Source organism: Providencia sp. PROV209 (assembly GCF_028479485.1).
GTDB classification, from domain to species: Bacteria; Pseudomonadota; Gammaproteobacteria; order Enterobacterales; family Enterobacteriaceae; genus Providencia; species Providencia alcalifaciens.
Genome location: NZ_JAMPNR010000013.1, coordinates 134,220 through 152,745, shown reverse-complemented (window position 1 = coordinate 152,745; position 18,526 = coordinate 134,220). Strand labels below are relative to the sequence as shown.

The following is an 18,526-nucleotide window of genomic DNA, read 5'->3' as shown; positions in this document are numbered from 1 at the left end:
GGGCTATATAGTTAATGTTTAGCTAAATCAGTTGATTACAAATATTCGTGCATAGGTTTAGTCATATACACGTTATTTGGCATTTTTTCCGTAGTGGTATAACCCGCAGGGCTGTTGATTAGCGCAGGAATACGGTTAACCAAGTTTGCACAGGTTAATTCTACGGTTGCTGGATTATTCACTTCAATTGCTGTATCCGGCTCACCAATCAGCTGCCAACTGTTTTTGTCACACTCATCAGCGGTTAGAATTTTACCAATACATTCCGTTTCTAAGGTGATGCCTTCTGCTGTTTCAGTGATCACCAGCGCAGATAACCCTAAAACATCGCCTTTTTTCACCGTCATTTTTAAGGTATCAGAATAGATATCTTCTTTGGCAATTTGCGGTACGCAGCGCTGAGTTTGATTGGTAATAGTCAGCCCCAAGCGGCTACATAGCCACCCATTTTGCGTCCACATGTACGGTGGCGCATACTCGCCGCTCTCAATTTTTTCAGCGATAACTGCGTATGGCAGGTCGTTATAGTTACCAATTTGCTGATTGAACTCGTCGACGGTTAAGCCTGCACCGTGACCTTTCGCTAGTGCGATACCGTAATCTTCCACGTTATAGCAGCTAGACCCTTTGATTTTCACCAATTTATGCATAGAGCCAGCTAACGTGTCGATGAGCACACCCCAGAACATATCTGGGTAGCCACTACCGGCTAAGGTGCAGTTATTCGCTTTGGCTAAAGCATCCAATTTTTGTGTGATTTCAGGGGAGGAATTCCACGGATATAGCGCTTCCTCACCGGTTGAGATTGCATTGACACCATGGCGAGCAAATAGGGAGAAGGCATCTTCTAAGTCTGCCATTGTGCTGAGAGTCGCAATGATCCCAACATCAGGTTTTAAGGTTTCGAGTGCTTTATCGGCTTCATTAAGCGGCTGAATTTTTACGCCTGTGAGGGCTGTTCCTGCAATTTCGCCAATATCTTTACCGATCACGGCTGGATTGATATCAAAAGCCGCCACAACTTCAGCATCATGTTCTTGTAGGTAACGGATGAGAAATTTGCCCATCTTTCCACAACCATATTGAACTGCACGTACTTTTTTCATCATTGTTGTCCTGTTTCTATTTATCTTTAATTATCATGTTCTATCTAGAGTGTAAAATTATTGTTTTATATCAATCAATTGAATAAATAATGCTTAATAAATGAGAATACGAAAACTCACTCTTTACCGCCAATTATTTACTATAGGATAGCTGTTCACGCAGGTTTGTTCGTCAATGATGTCTCAATAAAGAATGGAACCCTAGAATAAAATCCGATAATTAAGAGAGGAATAATAGTTTTTGATGATGCCATGGCATTGAATTATAGGGCGATACTATGCCTTGGATACAAATTCACCATATAGAATTGAAATACTAGACCTTCACCAAAACAGCACGTATAATCGCACCACTTTGGCCCCTTAGCTCAGTTGGTTAGAGCAGGCGACTCATAATCGCTTGGTCACTGGTTCAAGTCCAGTAGGGGCCACCAAATTTTAGCTGTTAAATCAGCGCATTAAGCCACTTTGAAAGAAGTGGCTTTTTTGTATCTAAAATCTTGAAACCAAATTATCGCTTAACTAATTGTTTTTCCCGTGAATTCTTGAATTAATCGCTCCCCTTCATGTTTTTTACCATATCCCGCATCGATATTTAAATATCCTCCATCTTTAATCTGCATGAATTGGTTTCCCCATATGTTAGCCCGTTCATGGGCTTTATCGATGCCAAGTCGTGGGACGTTATCGGTAAAAGAATATTCGCGATCTACGAGCGATTAAGCGAGTAGAGCACCCAAAGAAATTTGAATGTCTGAAGAAATTGAGCCAAATATAAAAAACTGATGATGATTCACGTGAAGGTTTAATGTATCAATTTGGGACTTTATATTTTCAGTTAAACGTGACTTGCTGTTTTAACCTCATTTTCTATCCAAATAGTATTTTTACTTAAACGCATCACTTATATTAGTAAATACTTATCTCTCATGTTCATTGCTATAAGCTTAATTTTTTGTATTCAGGAGGAAATAAAACACTGATTAGACAAAGAATGTATTTTATACATATTGAATAATTATCATTAGATATAAAAAATGAGACTGTTCTCTTATTTTTAATCGAAAATCTATGTGTTAGCGAGTGGGGTTAAATTAAAAATAGGATTTTTCTTTATTGAAAATATAAATTTAAGATAAAAAATGGAAAAACTATTACGCTAAATAGCGGTGATTTATTTATTTGTAACTATAATACACATTAAAAATGTAACTAATTGCAATAAAGTAATGTCCGATATATGTGAAAGAAATGTTGTTAAGTATGAATTCATGACACATTATTTGTAACTTATTGATTTTATTGGGTGCGAAATAATCGTAATATGAGTAAATGTATCAAAAAATAACTGCCTATTAAATCCATTGATTTTAATAGGTGATGGCGACTTTACAGCTTTTAGGTGTAATTATAGTATTTATGTGAACCAAAGCTCAAAAGGCGAAAAGATTTAATTACCATATACATAAATATATTAGTGGTTTTTACTTAAGTATATTTATCTATTCCTTGTCTCTGAAATTCAAGTTTATATTGTGATTAATGTTTAATTACAGAGGCTAATTTTATTTTTTTAAATTATTATTTGATTGAGGACGTACCTAATGAAATTCAATAAGACATTTATGGCTATCGCAGCAACAACATTAATTGGTTTTGGTGCAAATGCAGCGCCAGTTAATCACGGTAATGGTAAAGTAACATTTACTGGTAGCATTATTACTGCACCTTGTTCTATTGACCCATCTTCTGTTGATCAAACAGTAGATTTAGGTCAAGTAGGTGATGTTGTCTTAAAAAACGGCGGTACTTCAGATGGTCAGTCATCCCCAGTTATGTTTGATATTAAATTAATTGACTGCACTTTGGAAACGGAAGAAACCGTGAACATCACATTTTCAGGAGCGGCCGCTACAAATGATCCTAAATCACTATTAGCTATTACAGGTACAGCTGCGGGTGCAGGTATTCAAATCGTGGATAGCAACAATGCGCCAATCGTTTTAAATGAGCAAACTAAATCAATTCACAAATTACAAGGCACAACAAACACTTTGCAATTTGCGGCTTACATTAAAGGTTTAGGAAGCCAAGGTAAACCAGAAGCTCCAGTTGAAATTGTAGCAGGTGAATTCCAAGCAGTAACAGATTTCGTATTGTCGTACAACTAATTTAAAAATTATTGTAACGGTAAGCTGAAGTAATGAGACTAATCATTACTTCAGCTTAGAAGATTTATTAAAATTTAAGGGCATTGTAATGAAAAAATTCAATAATAAAATTATGTGTTCCGTGTTTTTAAATTTTAATAAAAAATAAAGTCATGAAAAAGCGTATCACGGCTTCTTTATTACTGTTGAATTCATTAGTTTCTTTTGCTGAAGAGGCGGTGGATTTCAATATTAATATATTGAATGCAGAAGATAGAGAAAATATTAACTTGGCCGTTTTTTCTCAGGATCTTTATATTGTTCCGGGTGTTTACCCCTTTAAGCTAAGCATAAATAATGCCTATATTCCTGAACAAAAAATTACCGTTGTGAGTTATGAGGATAAATCTCAAGCTTGTTTAACGGATGAAATTGTCGAGAAATTTGATTTAAACCAGAATGCAGAAAGTAAATTGCACCGGAATGCTATTGATGGCTTAGAATGTTTAGATATAGCTAGTTTAGATGGCATGTCAGTGACACCCAATTTATCTACTGGAACATTAATTATTAATATTCCTAAAACGTACCAAGAATATTCTGCGAATGATTGGGAATCGGCTTCGCGCTGGGAAGATGGCATTAAAGGCATTATTTTTGATTATAATCTGACTTCACAATATAACCGCAGCTTAGGCAGCAACACTGCGAGTGATACCTTTTTCTTGTCAGGTTTAGGTGCCGTGGGAGCTAATTTTGATAGCTGGCGTTTACGGGGTTTTTGGCAAGGTTCATATAACCATACTCAAAATAGCCGAGCTGATGATACCCATGATATTAAGTGGACCAATATCTATGCTTATCGAGCCATTCGCAGCTTAAAATCTAAATTAACGCTCGGTGAGGATTTTCTGCAAACTGATTTATTTGATAGCTTTAAGTTTGTAGGAGTTTCATTACGTTCTGACGACAATATGCTGCCACCAAGCTTACGTTCTTATGCGCCAGAGGTCACTGGTTTTGCAGAAACTAACGCTGTGGTTAAAATAAGCCAAGATGGTCGGGTGATTTATGAAAGCTTAGTGCCTGCTGGTCCGTTTAGAATTCAAAATTTAAATAGCGGCATTTCAGGTACATTACAAGTTAGAGTTGAAGAGAGTGATGGGCGTGTTTCTGAATTTGAAGTGGACGCGGGAAATATTCCATTTTTATCTCGCCCAGGCTCTGTACGTTATAAAGTGAGCGCGGGTAAACCCACGGATATGGATCGACATGTCATGGGCGATGTCTTTGCTCAAAGTGAAGTTTCATGGGGTATAAATAACGGCTGGTCAATTTTTGGTGGAGCACTTAATAGTAGTCGATTCAATTCTTTTGCTGCCGGTGTTGGGCGCGACTTATTTAAATTTGGTGCCATTTCATTTTCATTTAATCATTCAATTGCGGCACTGACTGACGGACCGACTTTAAAAGGTAAAGCATTTAAAGTTGATTATTATAAAAGCTTTGAAGGCAGTAATAGCCAACTGCAATTATTGGCGTATCGTTTTATGGATCGTGAGTTCATGACGATGAGTGACTTTCTCATCTATAATGACCAAAACAATATTACGTATGCGGGACACAATAAAGGTTTGTATTCAGCATCGATAAGTAAAAACTTTACGGATTGGCGTTCTTCCATAAATTTAAATTACACGCATCAAACATATTGGAATAGACCAAATAGTTATCGCTATAACATGACTTTCTCGAAGTATTTTGATACGAGCATGTTTCATAATGTCGGTCTGTCTATCAATATGTTTAATAGCAAAATGCAGGGTTATCAGGATAACGGAGTTTATGTCAGCCTTTCCGTTCCATTAGCATCAGGAACCTATGTCAATTATTCAACGTATAACGGAAAAAATGATAATACGAATAAAGTGACAATGAATAAACGCCTTGAAAATAAAGATAATCTATCACTGTCTGTGGGTAACAATCGACATAGCGGAATATTGAGTAGTTATTATAGCCATAAAGGCAATATGAATGACTTTAATACTAGTTATAACTATATGAGCAATAACTCAATGTCGCTGTCTGCCAATATTCAAGGTGGTGTGACGATGACGGGGTACGGTGTGAGTATGCATCCCGTTACATCAACAGGTGGAACGCGTGTATTTGTTGATATGAATGGCGTAGGTGATGTTCCGGTGAAATACAATGGCTCGCACTTACGCTCAAGCAGTTTTGGAAAAGTCGTTGTTCCAGATATTAACAGTTACTACAAGACCGATGTAGTTGTTGATATTAACAAGTTACCTAAAGATGTGGAAATTGCTGATTCAGTAACCCAAACCACATTAACTGAAGGCGCCATTGGTTATCGTAGCTTTGACGTTATTTCAGGAATAAAAATGATGGTAACGCTGAGATTACAAGATGGTAGTTATCCACCATTTGCTGCCGATATTAGAAATGATTCTGGGAAAACAACAGGAATTGTTGGGGATCAAGGTGAAGCTTATATTGGTGGAATCAGACCTGGTGAAGAAATGAAAGTATCATGGCAAGGTTCAGAATGTAAAATAACATTCCCACAAAATATCGAAGAGCATAATATTTATGACAAATTGCTCTTACCATGTAATTAATAAAAATCTTAAAAGAAGGCTAATGTTTATGATGAAAAAATTATCCGTATTATTACTTGGCTGCTTCGTTACGGCGAATGCTTATTCGGCAATTTCAATGGACAGAACGCGTATTATTTATAATGGTGATAGTAACTCTGTTTCATTAACGGTTAGTAATAAGAATACCCAACTGCCTTATTTAGCTCAAGGTTGGTTTCAAGATGATAAAGGTGAAAAGTTAACGTCGTATTTTACTATTTTGCCACCAATCCAAAGAATTAATGCAGGACAAACTAGCCAATTACGTATTGAAGCTTTACCCGACGTTGTGAAATTACCACAAGATAGAGAAAGTCAGTTCTTTTTTAATTTAAGAGAGATTCCACCTACCAGTAAAAAATCCAACGTATTACAAATTGCATTGCAAACTCGAGTGAAATTTTTCTATCGACCAGCCTCTTTAGTGGTTGATTCCACACAAATGAAAAATTCACCGTGGCAGAATAAATTAGTGTTAGTGAAAAAAGGCAGTGAGGTTTATGCGAAAAACCCAACGGCTTATTACGTGGTACTCAATAATATTAAAAAGAATGCAGCGGCTGAGAAAAATAAGGGGTTTGTGGCAACAGATATTGCTCCATTTTCCGAGCAAAAGATTGCTATTACCGCAGAGCAGTTAGGTTCATCACCTGTAATTAACTATATCAATGACTACGGCGGTCAGGTTGATTTACCGTTTGTGTGTTCTGCTACAGAGTGTCACGCAAAAGATGCCAAATAATCTCATAAGCAAATGATGGAAACGGGTAAATCTAATGTTTAAATTTAAGAGTTTGTTTTGTCTTAGTTTACTGTTTTTTTTATCGGTGAATGCATTTGCGGATGGGAAGTTTGTAACGGTCAGAGTGAATGTTTTATCCGGTGGATGCGTGTTGAATAATAACGAAGATATCTACGTTGATTTTGGTGATGACATTGTTATTGGACAAATTGACTCAGGCAAATACACCGAAACGGTTCCTTATGATCTGACGTGTGATTCTCAGTTTGACGAGCTGTACATTGTGTTTGAAGGCGTTAAAGGAGAAACCTCTAACAGCCTGAAAGTCGCGGATACACCGGGTTTGAATATCAAACTTTATATTGATAACAAGCCAATGAATATCGGTTCTCAATATGAGATTGATAACATCCAATATTTACCTTCTTTAACCGCAGAACTGGCACTGGCTAATGGGATAAGACCTATTGGGGGTGAGTTTTCTACTGCTGCAACACTAACTGTAGGATATCATTAAGGTATTATCTTATGAACAAACTCTTATTATCGGTTGTTTTATTCCTGACATATGCGAGTACCGCACAGGCTGTCAAAGTGAACTTCAGAGGAAACTTGATAGAGGGAACACCGTGTGTCATCAATAATAACCGTCCGATTGAAGTGGATTTTGGTGATGACTTAGTGGTTTCGTTAGTTCCGACGAAAGATGGTAAAAAATACATCGAAGATATCGATTTCGAATGGGAATGTGACAACATTTCATCGGGAACCGATGTGGTCTTTAGTTTTGAAGGCTCCCGCGCTTCCTTTGATAATGATTTGCTGAAGATCAATGAGCAAAAAGATATCGCGCTACAAATTTATTACGATTCAAAGACACTGAGAGTGAATGATGATTTTGTATATACCTATCGTTCTGACTCTCAAATTCCTGATTTAAAAGCAGCTTTAGTAAAAAATAGTTCAAGTACTGCCAATGTACAGCCGGGTGAGTTTACTGCCAGCGCGACATTAACGGTTGCATATCAATGAGGATTATTTTCTTTACTCTATTACTTTATTTCACTGGGAATGTGCTCGCAGATGAAGTGAACTTTTCTGGAGTACTGAGGCATGCAATCCCTTGCGTGGTAAATGGCGGCGAAGAGCTGGTGGTGCCATTTTACGAGGTCAATGATAAAGATCTTTACCGTCAAAGAGATATTACAGAAACTTTTGAAATTACACTTTCAGATTGCGAATTCTTACCTGATTTCTCATTTTCGATGGCATTCACGGGGGTCAGTAACTCGAAAATTAAAGGGTCATTACGGATTGATGGTGATCCCGGTGATCTTGGCTACGCTATTATGTTAACTAGCGATAAGGGAAATATGGATATTAATCGCCAGTATCCTATTACAGGAATGAACGGTAATAAATTTCCTCAAGTCATTCCGCTTAAAGCCTCTATTTTAGGTGAAGAAGACGCTATCAAAAATAAAAGCATTAAACTCGGGGAGTTTAGCGCTACAACGACATTTAATATCTATTACGAATAACTCGGCTGTTAAGGATATTATGAAAAGACTTATTCTTCTCTGTTTATTAGTGGTCGCCCCTTTTCAATTCTCACGTGCTGAATTTGCGGCGCAAGGGGAATTACGCACAGACTATGGTGCTTGGATGGATACCACATATGTGCTGCGTGGGGATTTAGAACATGATAACCGTCCATTAGCGATACAAGCATCTGGTGCTTGTCCATGTAACATTTTTCTTGGCTCATGGGGGACATGGGAAGATGGTCAGTACGGCGCCGGAACTCAGCATATTGTGAGCTTCGATACCCAGACGGTGAAATTAACGGAAAGAAGTTCTTGGGAAGAAAAACCAGTAACATTTAGTGAAGTCGCAAGAGCATTACAAAAAGATGGCGTATTGAATAAAAACATTCAAGGCCGCTGGCAATTTTACCCAAGACGCCCTGGTGTGGGTTATTGTTTCAATCTTGGAATTCACTACACTGGCGTGATGCAAAGAGAGCAAACGGCAAATAATCCCATTATTCTTTGCTCACCGTTAGACCCTGCGATCTCAAATTGTGATATTGAGGGTCCGGATTATATTGATCACGGAACATTGTCGAATAGTTCGATGAATGGTCATACGGTTAGCGAAAACTTTACTGTCAGTTGTACCAATCCTACCGATGTAAAAATTTCAGCAGTTGCCGGTTTAGATAATGATAATTTTATCTTTATGGCGGATGGACTGGAGTCAGAAATTAATGTTAATGGACGCCCATCCACAGTTCTTTCGGTCGATTCGTTCGTGAAGCAAACATTTAACGTCACCAGTACATTGAGAAAAACCAAAGATCTCACACCCAACGAATATTCGGGGATCTTTTTACTATCCGTAGAATTGCCTTAATTGACGAAGCATAAAATAAAATGGCAGGTTTTGAGTCAATTCATCGTGACTGAAACCTGCCATTTTTTGATCTGAACTTAGGTTATTTGTACGTAGAAGCGCGAGAATAGAGTCTCTATCACCAGAGGGCATTCGAGTGAAAAACGGAATACAATTACGGATCAAAGGCAAAGTTCAAGGGGTTGGATTCCGACCTTACGTCTGGCAGCTTGCTCATCAATATGCCTTGAATGGCGATGTCTGTAATGATGGCGAAGGTGTTCTGGTGCGCCTGTTAAATACCGCTGATATCGATTTATTTACCCAACTTTTATATCAACATTGTCCACCGCTTGCCCATATTGAATCTGTGCAAGCCCAACCTTTTGAATGGGATGAAATTCCTGAAAAATTCACTATTCGTCACAGTGGTGCAGGGCGGATGGATACCCAAGTGATCCCTGATGCCGCAACCTGTAAGGCGTGTCGTGACGAATTATTTGACTCGACAAACCGCCGTTACCATTACCCATTTGCGAACTGTACGCATTGTGGACCCCGTTTTACGATTATTCGCCAAATGCCCTATGACCGCCCGAATACCTCTATGGCGGCATTTCCGTTGTGCCCTGAATGTCAAAAAGAGTATGAAAACCCTGCGGATCGTCGGTTTCATGCTCAACCCAATGCATGTGCAACCTGTGGTCCTGAAATTCAGTTATGTGACAAAAATGGCAATATATTAGCCACTCATCATCAAGCGCTAGAGCAAACTGCAAGCCACTTGCTCAATGGAAAAATCGTTGCAATCAAAGGGCTTGGTGGATTTCATCTGGCTTGTGATGCAACCCATACTCACGTGATTGAGCGATTACGTCAGCGTAAGCACCGCCCAAGTAAACCTTTGGCGGTCATGGTTCCATCCATTGACTGGCTAAAAGAACAAGGCGTTACATTAACTGAAGGGCTATGTGCTTTACTTGAAAGTGCTGCGGCGCCGATAGTGTTGATTCATAAATGGAAAAATAGCGTACTAAGTGAAAATATTGCGCCACATCTGCGAGAAATAGGCATCATGTTGCCGTCAAATCCATTGCAACATTTATTGATGGAACAGGTGAATAAACCGTTAGTCATGACGTCAGGAAATGCATCCGGTAAACCGCCAGTATTAACGGCACAAGCTGCTTTCCTTGATTTGGCAAACATCGCGGATCTGTGGTTGATTCATAACCGAGATATTGTTCAGCGAGCTGATGATTCCTTAGTGCGTTATCACGGAGTTCAGGCCGAAATGCTGCGTCGCGCACGCGGCTATGTGCCGGATGCCGTCGATTTACCTGCGGGATTTGAACATTCTCCTTCTATCTTGGCATTGGGTGCAGACTTAAAAAATACCTTTTGTCTGCTCAGAGATAAAAGCGCGGTTCTTAGTCAGCATTTAGGTGATTTGGACGATGTCGATATTTACCAACAATATCAGCAATCTATTTTACTTTTTGAATCCATCTACCGATTTAAACCAGAGTACATCGTGGGGGATATGCACCCTAATTACGTCAGCCACCGTTATGGCAAGGTGTTGAGTGAGCAGCTCCATATCCCGATGATTCAGGTGCAGCACCATCATGCTCATATTGCAGCCGCGATGATTGAACATGGTATTCCATTAGGCGATGAGAAAGTCATTGGTTTAGCGCTAGATGGATTGGGATTTGGTGATGATAATCGGTTATGGGGTGGTGAATGTTTACTGGTCGATTATCACTCTAGCTTACACCTTGGTGGGTTACCGCCAGTTGCCATGCCTGGCGGGGATTTAGCGTCTCGTCAGCCATGGCGAAATTTATTAGCTCATTTAGAAAAGTATCTACCTGATTGGCAAGCTCAGCCCATTGCTTCAGTGCTAGCGCCTTTCCCTTATCCCGTATTACAAAAAGCGATTCTTCGAGGATTAAATAGTCCTACCGCCTCATCGGCAGGTAGGTTATTTGATGCTGTTGGAGCGGCGTTAGGAATTTGCCCGGAACAAACCAGCTGGGAGGGGGAGGCGGCTTGTCAACTCGAAGCCCTTGCATTAGAAAGTCGGATTCAACAGCATCCTGTCACGATGCCGCTGGTGGGGAGTCAATTGGACTTACAGACTTTTTGGCGTGAATGGCTTGCGTATCATGCCCCAAGAGCAGAGCGTGCTCATGCTTTTCACCAAGCACTCGCTCAAGGATTTGCTGATTTGGCTATTCAACAAGCGAAGTTGCATTGTATTCAAAAAGTGGTGTTGTCTGGTGGTGTGTTCCATAACCAATTATTACGTCATTTATTAATCGAAAAATTACAGCCACTTGAGGTGCTCCATGCTCGTCAATTACCGATGGGGGATGGAGGATTAGCATTAGGACAAGTTGCGATAGCAGCGGCAATATTGAAAAAAAATAACTGAGAATAATAGTCAGATATTATTCAAGTTTATGAGATTTATATTAAGAAATAAATTTTACTTTATTTATTTTTGATATTAATTCTTATTTCATTTAATTGATATTAATTCTTATTTGTTTTTGTGGTAAAAGGAAATGATCGAATTTAGAAGGTACTCGGAATTCGTTTAATTAATGCCTCTTTGAAATGATTCTATTTTAACATCATGAAATAGCGATGATTTGTTATTTTAATTAACATTTTAACTCCCATTTTTTTAAAGAAATTGAGACGAATATGAAAAGTTAAATAATCTTTTAACTCGACGCTGAATCGATTTTTCTATCATAAATTTAAAAAAGACCAAATTTCTTATTGGCTCTTGATGAAGATCAAGTGATTAAAAAGCGGTAGGAATAGGATCTCATTCATATTTACACACCAGGTAATGCCTAATAAGAAAGTTGCTTATTCGGTGTAATTGTTGAAGCGACCTTGAATACAAATAATACCTAAAACTCTATGCATATTTCTAATATGTGACGGATTTTATTTATTTTTTGGAACCGACGGTTGTAAAGAGAAATAGCCTAATAAATAGGCTCTAAGCCACTCATAATAGGAAATAGAAATGGCAGGAGATAACACTATTCATTCTCCCCATGGCATTAATCGCCGTGACTTTATGAAGTTATGTACAGCGCTTGCTGCGACAATGGGGTTAAGTGGAAAAGCCGCTGCTCAAATGGCAGATGCGGTTAGTGATCCAGAACGTCCGCCAGTCATTTGGATTGGTGCCCAAGAGTGTACAGGGTGTACAGAATCACTGTTGTGTGCAACTCACCCAACACTCGAAAACCTAATTCTCGATACCATTTCTCTCGAATACCACGAAGTCTTGTCTGCCGCATTCGGTGAACAAGTTGAAGAAAATAAACACAATGCGATTGAAAAATATAAAGGCAGATATGTTTTAGTCGTTGATGGCTCGATTCCACTCAAAGATGACGGTATTTACTGCATGGTTGCAGGTAAACCTATCGTTGAACATATTCGTCTGGCTGCTGAAGGTGCCGCGGCAATTATTGCTATCGGCTCTTGTGCATCTTGGGGGGGAGTTGCTGCTGCGGGGAGTAATCCTACCGGCGCGGTTGGTCTGAGCGAAGTCCTTAAAGACAAAACCATCATTAATATTCCTGGCTGCCCACCGAATCCACATAACTTCTTGGCGACTGTGGCGCATATCATCACCTTTAATCGCCCACCAGCATTGGATAGCAAAAATCGTCCAATGTTCGCATACGGTCGATTAATTCATGAACACTGTGAACGCCGTCCACACTTTGATGCGGGGCGCTTCGCAAAAGAGTTCGGTGATGCTGGTCACCGTGAAGGTTGGTGTTTATACCATTTGGGTTGTAAAGGACCGGAAACATACGGTAACTGTTCAACCTTACAATTTTGCGATGTCGGGGGTGTTTGGCCTGTCGCAATCGGTCACCCGTGCTACGGCTGTAATGAAGAAAACGTGGGTTTTCACAAAGGTATTCATCAATTAGCCAATGTGGAAAACCAAACACCACGTTCTGAAAAGCCAGATTTGAATAACAAAGAAGGTGGACAGGTTTCGGCAACCGCAGTGGGATTAATTGGTGGTGTAGTCGGTCTTGTGGCGGGTGTCAGTGTGATGGCTGTGCGTGAGTTAGGGCGACAAAAGCGTCACAATGATAGCAACTCACGGGGAGAATAACCGTGGATAGACGAAATTTCCTTAAGCTCTCAGCTGGGGGAGCGTTGCTGGCAAGCACCACTTCACCAAGCTTGGCGGGAGCGGAAAATAGACCGCCAATTCCAAACGCATTAGGTATGTTGTATGACTCGACGCTGTGTGTCGGTTGTCAGGCGTGTGTGACCAAATGTCAGGATATCAATCATCCTGAACGCAATCCTGTGGGACCACAAACATGGTCAAACAATGACAAACTCACGCCCTATACCAACAATGTCATCCAAGTATGGAGTGAGGGAACCGGTTTACATAAAGATCAGGAAAAAGACGGTTACGCTTACATTAAAAAGCAATGTATGCACTGTGTGGATCCGAACTGTGTGTCTGTTTGCCCAGTATCTGCATTAACCAAAGATCCGAAAACAGGCATCGTCCATTACGATCCCGATATCTGTACAGGTTGCCGTTATTGCATGGTGGGTTGTCCATTTAACATCCCTAAATATGCTTATGATGACAAATTTGGGGCGATCCATAAATGCGAACTGTGTAACCAAAAAGGTGTAGAACGCCTAGATAAAGGTGGTTTACCGGGTTGTGTTGAAGTGTGCCCAACGGGTGCGGTGATCTTCGGGACTCGTGAAGAGCTCCTCGCCGAAGCGAAAAAACGTTTATCGCTGAAAGTGGGCGAAGAGTATGGCTTCCCTCGCCAAACCGTTCATCACAATGACCCGAACGTGATGCCAGCTCCGAAATACCAGCAGCATATTTACGGTGAATTGGAAGGCGGTGGTACTCAGGTCATGGTGCTTTCTGGTGTGCCATATCAAAACCTGGGACTGCCAGAGTTAGATGAACTGGCAACCGGTGCGCGTTCTGAAAATGTTCAGCACACCTTGTACAAAGGTATGGTTCTGCCTCTCGCTGCATTAGCGGGGCTCAGTTTCTTAGTGTATCGCAATACCAAGAAGCAGGATCATCATGATTCTCATGACGACAAATCCCATGACGAGCAATCTCATGACGATCAGTCTCATAAGAACTCGGTTCATAAGGATAAGGGAGACGACTCTAATGGCGACGCATGATAAAGAACAGCCGCTAGGCGGGCGTTTAGTCAGTTGGCCAGTGATTGTCTTCGGACCCTTTGTCATCCTGTGCCTGATCTTGATTGTAAAACGTTTAGTGTTCGGTTTGGGGTCAGTTTCTGACCTGAACGGTGGGTTCCCATGGGGGATCTGGATTGCCTTTGACTTACTGATTGGTACCGGTTTTGCCTGTGGTGGATGGGCATTAGCGTGGGCGGTATACGTATTTAACCGTGGTGAATATCACCCATTAGTACGTCCTGCGCTACTTGCTAGCTTATTTGGTTACTCCCTCGGGGGATTATCCATCACCATCGACGTGGGGCGTTACTGGAACCTGCCTTACTTCTATATTCCAGGGTACTTTAATACCAACTCCGTGCTGTTTGAAACTGCGGTGTGTATGACTATCTACATCGGTGTGATGGCTCTGGAATTTGCACCTGCAATTTGTGAGCGCTTCAATTGGAAAGTGTCATTAAAACGCTTGAATAAAGTGATGTTTTTCATCATTGCCTTGGGAGCATTGCTACCAATGATGCACCAATCATCGATGGGTTCGCTCATGATTGCGGCAGGGCACAAGGTGCACCCTATCTGGCAAAGCTATGAAATGTTGCCGCTATTATCGCTATTGACGGCCTTTATTATGGGCTTCTCGATTGTGATTTTTGAAGGCTCATTACTTCAGTCTGCGCTAAAAGGGCAAGGGGCAGATGAACGACCACTGTTTGTTAAGCTAACCAATATCCTTCAAGTGTTCTTAGTGCTGTTTTTGGTTTGCCGCTTCGGTGAACTGATTTACCGCGGCAAAATGCACTATGTAATGGCGTTAGATTTCTACGCCATGATGTTCTGGATTGAGACTGCGTTAATGGTCATCCCGTTGATCATTTTCCGCATGCCATCTTTACGTACTGACTCAAGATGGTTGTATCTCAGTGGATTAAGCATGTTGCTAGGTTCTGCGCTGTGGCGTATGAGCTATTCACTGATTGCGTTCAATCCTGGCGGTGGATATGACTATTTCCCAACCGCAGAAGAGATCTTAATTTCTATTGGTTTTGTGGCCATTGAGGTGTGTGCATACATCTTGCTAGTTCGCCTATTACCAATTATTCCAGCGTTAAAAAAATCTAATTCAAGTCCTTCTCAGGCCCGAGGTAAAGCATGAGCCAACGTATAACAATCGACCCGGTAACTCGTATCGAAGGTCACTTACGCATTGATTGCGAAATCGAAGATGGAAAAGTCACAAAAGCGTGGGCATCCGGCACCATGTGGCGTGGTATGGAAGAAATCGTTAAAGGGAAAGATGCTCGTGATGCGTGGATGATCATGCAGCGTATTTGTGGGGTATGTACGACGGTTCACGGAATTATTTCTGTCCGTACAATTGAAAGCGCACTTAATCTTGAAGTGCCTGTGAACGCGCAATATATCCGTAATATGATTTTGGCGGCACATACCATCCAAGACCATATTGTGCATTTCTATCAACTGTCTGCGCTAGATTGGGTCGATATTACCTCCGCATTAAATGCAGACCCGACGAAAGCGGCAAATATGCTGAAAGGGGTCTCTACATGGTCGTTAAATAGCCCAGAAGAGTTCACCCGCGTTCAGAACAAAATTAAAGATTTAGTGGCAAGTGGTCAGCTAGGTATTTTTGCTAATGGTTATTGGGGTCACCCAGCGATGAAACTGTCGCCTGAAGTGAACTTAATTGCTGTGGCTCACTACCTACAAGCACTGGAATGCCAACGTGATGCCAACCGTATTGTTGCGTTACTTGGTGGTAAAACGCCACACATTCAAAACCTTGCAGTAGGTGGTGTTGCTAACCCTATTAACCTTGATGGTTTAGGTGTGCTTAACCTTGAACGCTTAATGTATGTGAAATCCTTTATTGATCGTTTAGGGGATTTCATTGAGCAAGTGTACAAAATTGATGCAGCGGTGATTGCTTCAGGTTATCCAGAATGGTTGGAAATGGGTAAAGGTGCGAAGCACTATATGTGCGTGCCTGAAATGCCAATGGATAACAAAAATGGCAGTTTCTTGCTACCGGGTGGTTATTTGGAAAATGGGGATTTCAGTACTTATCGCCCAATTACTAGCCATACGGATGAATACCTGATTAACGGTATCAAAGAAAGCAGTAAACACGCATGGTACAAAGATAATGAGCCTCAAGCACCTTGGGAAGGTACCACAATTCCTGACTACACTGGCTGGGATGATGACGGTAAATATTCTTGGGTTAAGGCTCCAACTTTCTACGATAAAACCGTCGAAGTGGGACCATTAGCTGACTTGCTGTGTAAATTAGCCGCGAAACATGAGCCAACTGAAAAACACTTTAATGATGTTGTCGGTCTGTATCAAACCTTAACAGGTAATACGATCACCAAAGATCAGCTCGAATCAACACTCGGACGCATTATCGGTCGTACTGTTCGTTGCTGTGTGCTAAATGAGACCTTGTCTATTCAATGGCAAGCACTGGTAGATAATATTGCTAAAGGCGACCACACAACCTTTATCAAGCCAAATTTCCCACAAGATACCGTGATTAAAGGGGTCGGTTTTGGTGAAGTTCCTCGTGGTCTGTTATCTCACTGGGTGGTTGTGAAAGACGGTAAAATCGAAAACTATCAAGCTGTTGTACCATCAACTTGGAACTCTGGTCCGCGTAATTTCAATGATGAACCGGGTCCATATGAACAAGCGCTGGTAGGCACAACCGTTGCCGATCCATCCAAACCATTAGAAGTGGTCAGAACTATCCACTCCTTCGATCCATGCATGTCATGTGCTGTGCATATCGTTGATACCGAAGGCTCTGAAGTCACTAAGGTGAAGGTGCTCTAATGCGTATATTAGTCTTAGGTGTTGGTAATATTCTGTTGAGTGATGAAGGTATTGGGGTGCGAATTGTTGAAGCGCTCGAAGATCGTTATCACTTACCTGAATGTGTTGAGGTATTAGATGGCGGTACAGCGGGCATGGAGCTCATTGGCGCCATGGCAGACCGTGACCATCTGATTATTGCGGATGTCGTGCTGTCGAGTCAGCAGCCTGGCAGCATTTTGGTACTACGCGATGCGGAAGTGCCCGCGTTGTTTACCCGTAAAATCTCACCCCATCAGTTAGGGCTTTCCGATGTGCTATCGGCACTGCATCTAACAGATGAATTTCCGAAGCGGTTGACGCTAGTGGGGATTGTACCTGAATCCTTAGAACCTCATATCGGTTTAACGGCAACAGGGCAAGCTGCGTTAGAGCCTGCGCTGCAAAAAGTGATTGAAGTTCTGCGCAGTGAAGGGTTAGAGATTACTGAAAAAGAAGAGTGTCTCCATGCCTAATGAATCCATGCCAAAAGAGATCCAAGGTTACTCACAAAACCCGCAGCCTTTAGTTCAGGCTGCTTTTGAACGAGTTGCTGAGCAGTCGATGCATGATTTGTCTTTTTTGCATCCGACGATGGGTATCTATGCCAGTTCATTCTCGTTGTTTGAAAACCAGTGGGTTGGGGCGGTGATCACGCCTTGGATGTTGAGTGCGATTATTCTTCCGGGTCCTGACCAGTATTGGGAGTACCGTACTGTCGGTGAGAAGCTAGGTTTGATCCTCCCTTATGGTGAAATGACTTACACCGTTGGGGAGCTGGAAGGGCTAACGCAATATTTAGCGTGTTCCTTAATGTCACCATTAGACAGAAAGCTGACTGCAATACAGGGTCAGCATCTGACGGATGATTGTGCTCGGATGTTGCTCTCTCTACCTGTGACGGACCCTAATGTCCCTAAATCACCGGAGCGTCGCGCAGTCTTCGCTCGTTATTTGGGAGACCAATAATGCATGAAGTCTCTTTGTGCCAAAGTGCTGTTGAGATTATTGAGCAGCAAGCAAGACAGCATCAGGTCAAGAAGGTGACAGGCGTTTGGTTGGAAATTGGTGCACTCTCTTGTATTGAAGAGAGTGCATTGTGTTTTTGTTTTGATATCGCGTGCCGCGGTACCGTGGCACACGGTAGTCAGTTACATATCCTCTATCGTCCTGCTCAAGCATGGTGTTGGGATTGTAGTGAAAGTGTTGATGTCCACACTCACGATGCCGCTTGTCCTAAATGCCACGGTTTTAACCTCAAAGTTGAAAACGGTGACAGTCTGCGAATCAAAGAATTAGAAATCGAATAGATTTTTGATCTAAGAATCTTTTGTGTGATTT

At 41.2% G+C, this 18,526-nt stretch carries 16 protein-coding genes and 1 tRNA gene; 16 read left to right on the top strand and 1 reads right to left on the bottom strand.

What is annotated here, in order from left to right; genetic code table 11:
- Positions 1 to 35 precede the first annotated feature (35 nt).
- Positions 36 to 1,109, bottom strand: coding sequence for an NAD(P)H-dependent amine dehydrogenase family protein (locus PR795_RS10520; protein WP_181480246.1), 1,074 nt, complete (start codon positions 1,107 to 1,109; stop codon positions 36 to 38).
- 354 nt (positions 1,110 to 1,463) lie between these two features.
- Between PR795_RS10520 and PR795_RS10515 the strand changes: the two genes are divergently transcribed.
- The 16 genes from PR795_RS10515 (at position 1,464) to hypA (ending at position 18,495) form a co-directional block, all read left to right on the top strand.
- Positions 1,464 to 1,540, top strand: a tRNA-Ile gene (locus PR795_RS10515).
- A 1,170-nt stretch (positions 1,541 to 2,710) separates the two neighbouring features.
- Complete coding sequence (locus PR795_RS10505) at positions 2,711 to 3,277, top strand: fimbrial protein (RefSeq protein ID WP_006659150.1); 567 nt, start codon at positions 2,711 to 2,713, stop codon at positions 3,275 to 3,277.
- A gap of 152 nt (positions 3,278 to 3,429) precedes the next feature.
- Complete coding sequence (locus PR795_RS10500) at positions 3,430 to 5,901, top strand: fimbria/pilus outer membrane usher protein (protein ID WP_272516829.1); 2,472 nt, start codon at positions 3,430 to 3,432, stop codon at positions 5,899 to 5,901.
- Positions 5,902 to 5,923: 22 nt separating this feature from the next.
- Entirely contained in the window at positions 5,924 to 6,664 is a 741-nt protein-coding gene (locus PR795_RS10495; RefSeq protein ID WP_006662931.1) for a fimbria/pilus periplasmic chaperone, read from the top strand.
- A 34-nt stretch (positions 6,665 to 6,698) separates the two neighbouring features.
- Positions 6,699 to 7,181, top strand: coding sequence for a fimbrial protein (locus PR795_RS10490; protein WP_006659153.1), 483 nt, complete (start codon positions 6,699 to 6,701; stop codon positions 7,179 to 7,181).
- An 11-nt stretch (positions 7,182 to 7,192) separates the two neighbouring features.
- The gene (locus tag PR795_RS10485; protein WP_006659154.1) at positions 7,193 to 7,696 is read left to right on the top strand and encodes a fimbrial protein; all 504 of its coding nucleotides are present in this window, start codon (positions 7,193 to 7,195) and stop codon (positions 7,694 to 7,696) included.
- On the top strand, positions 7,693 to 8,205 hold the full coding sequence (locus tag PR795_RS10480; RefSeq protein WP_006659155.1) for a fimbrial protein: 513 nt from the start codon (positions 7,693 to 7,695) through the stop codon (positions 8,203 to 8,205). Before PR795_RS10485 ends, PR795_RS10480 begins: the two co-directional genes overlap by 4 nt.
- A 19-nt stretch (positions 8,206 to 8,224) precedes the next feature.
- The gene (locus tag PR795_RS10475) at positions 8,225 to 9,079 is read left to right on the top strand and encodes an MrpH family fimbial adhesin (RefSeq protein ID WP_181480216.1); all 855 of its coding nucleotides are present in this window, start codon (positions 8,225 to 8,227) and stop codon (positions 9,077 to 9,079) included.
- A gap of 136 nt (positions 9,080 to 9,215) precedes the next feature.
- Positions 9,216 to 11,498, top strand: coding sequence for a carbamoyltransferase HypF (gene hypF, locus PR795_RS10470; protein WP_181480215.1), 2,283 nt, complete (start codon positions 9,216 to 9,218; stop codon positions 11,496 to 11,498).
- A 609-nt stretch (positions 11,499 to 12,107) separates the two neighbouring features.
- On the top strand, positions 12,108 to 13,226 hold the full coding sequence (gene hybO / locus PR795_RS10465; RefSeq protein WP_006659159.1) for a hydrogenase 2 small subunit: 1,119 nt from the start codon (positions 12,108 to 12,110) through the stop codon (positions 13,224 to 13,226).
- A 2-nt stretch (positions 13,227 to 13,228) separates the two neighbouring features.
- On the top strand, positions 13,229 to 14,293 hold the full coding sequence (hybA, locus tag PR795_RS10460) for a hydrogenase 2 operon protein HybA (RefSeq protein ID WP_006659160.1): 1,065 nt from the start codon (positions 13,229 to 13,231) through the stop codon (positions 14,291 to 14,293).
- Positions 14,280 to 15,467 (top strand): Ni/Fe-hydrogenase cytochrome b subunit, encoded by a 1,188-nt coding sequence (gene hybB / locus PR795_RS10455; protein WP_006659161.1) that lies wholly within the window; start codon positions 14,280 to 14,282, stop codon positions 15,465 to 15,467. Before hybA ends, hybB begins: the two co-directional genes overlap by 14 nt.
- Positions 15,464 to 17,167 carry a hydrogenase 2 large subunit gene (hybC, locus tag PR795_RS10450; RefSeq protein ID WP_006659162.1) on the top strand — a complete coding sequence of 568 codons (1,704 nt, stop codon included), beginning with the start codon at positions 15,464 to 15,466 and terminating at the stop codon, positions 17,165 to 17,167. Before hybB ends, hybC begins: the two co-directional genes overlap by 4 nt.
- Complete coding sequence (locus PR795_RS10445) at positions 17,167 to 17,661, top strand: HyaD/HybD family hydrogenase maturation endopeptidase (protein WP_006659163.1); 495 nt, start codon at positions 17,167 to 17,169, stop codon at positions 17,659 to 17,661. The genes hybC and PR795_RS10445 overlap by 1 nt, the downstream gene beginning before the upstream one ends.
- A 7-nt stretch (positions 17,662 to 17,668) precedes the next feature.
- Complete coding sequence (hybE, locus tag PR795_RS10440; protein WP_006662938.1) at positions 17,669 to 18,154, top strand: hydrogenase-2 assembly chaperone; 486 nt, start codon at positions 17,669 to 17,671, stop codon at positions 18,152 to 18,154.
- Positions 18,154 to 18,495 (top strand): hydrogenase maturation nickel metallochaperone HypA, encoded by a 342-nt coding sequence (gene hypA, locus PR795_RS10435; protein ID WP_181480213.1) that lies wholly within the window; start codon positions 18,154 to 18,156, stop codon positions 18,493 to 18,495. Before hybE ends, hypA begins: the two co-directional genes overlap by 1 nt.
- Positions 18,496 to 18,526: the final 31 nt, after the last annotated feature.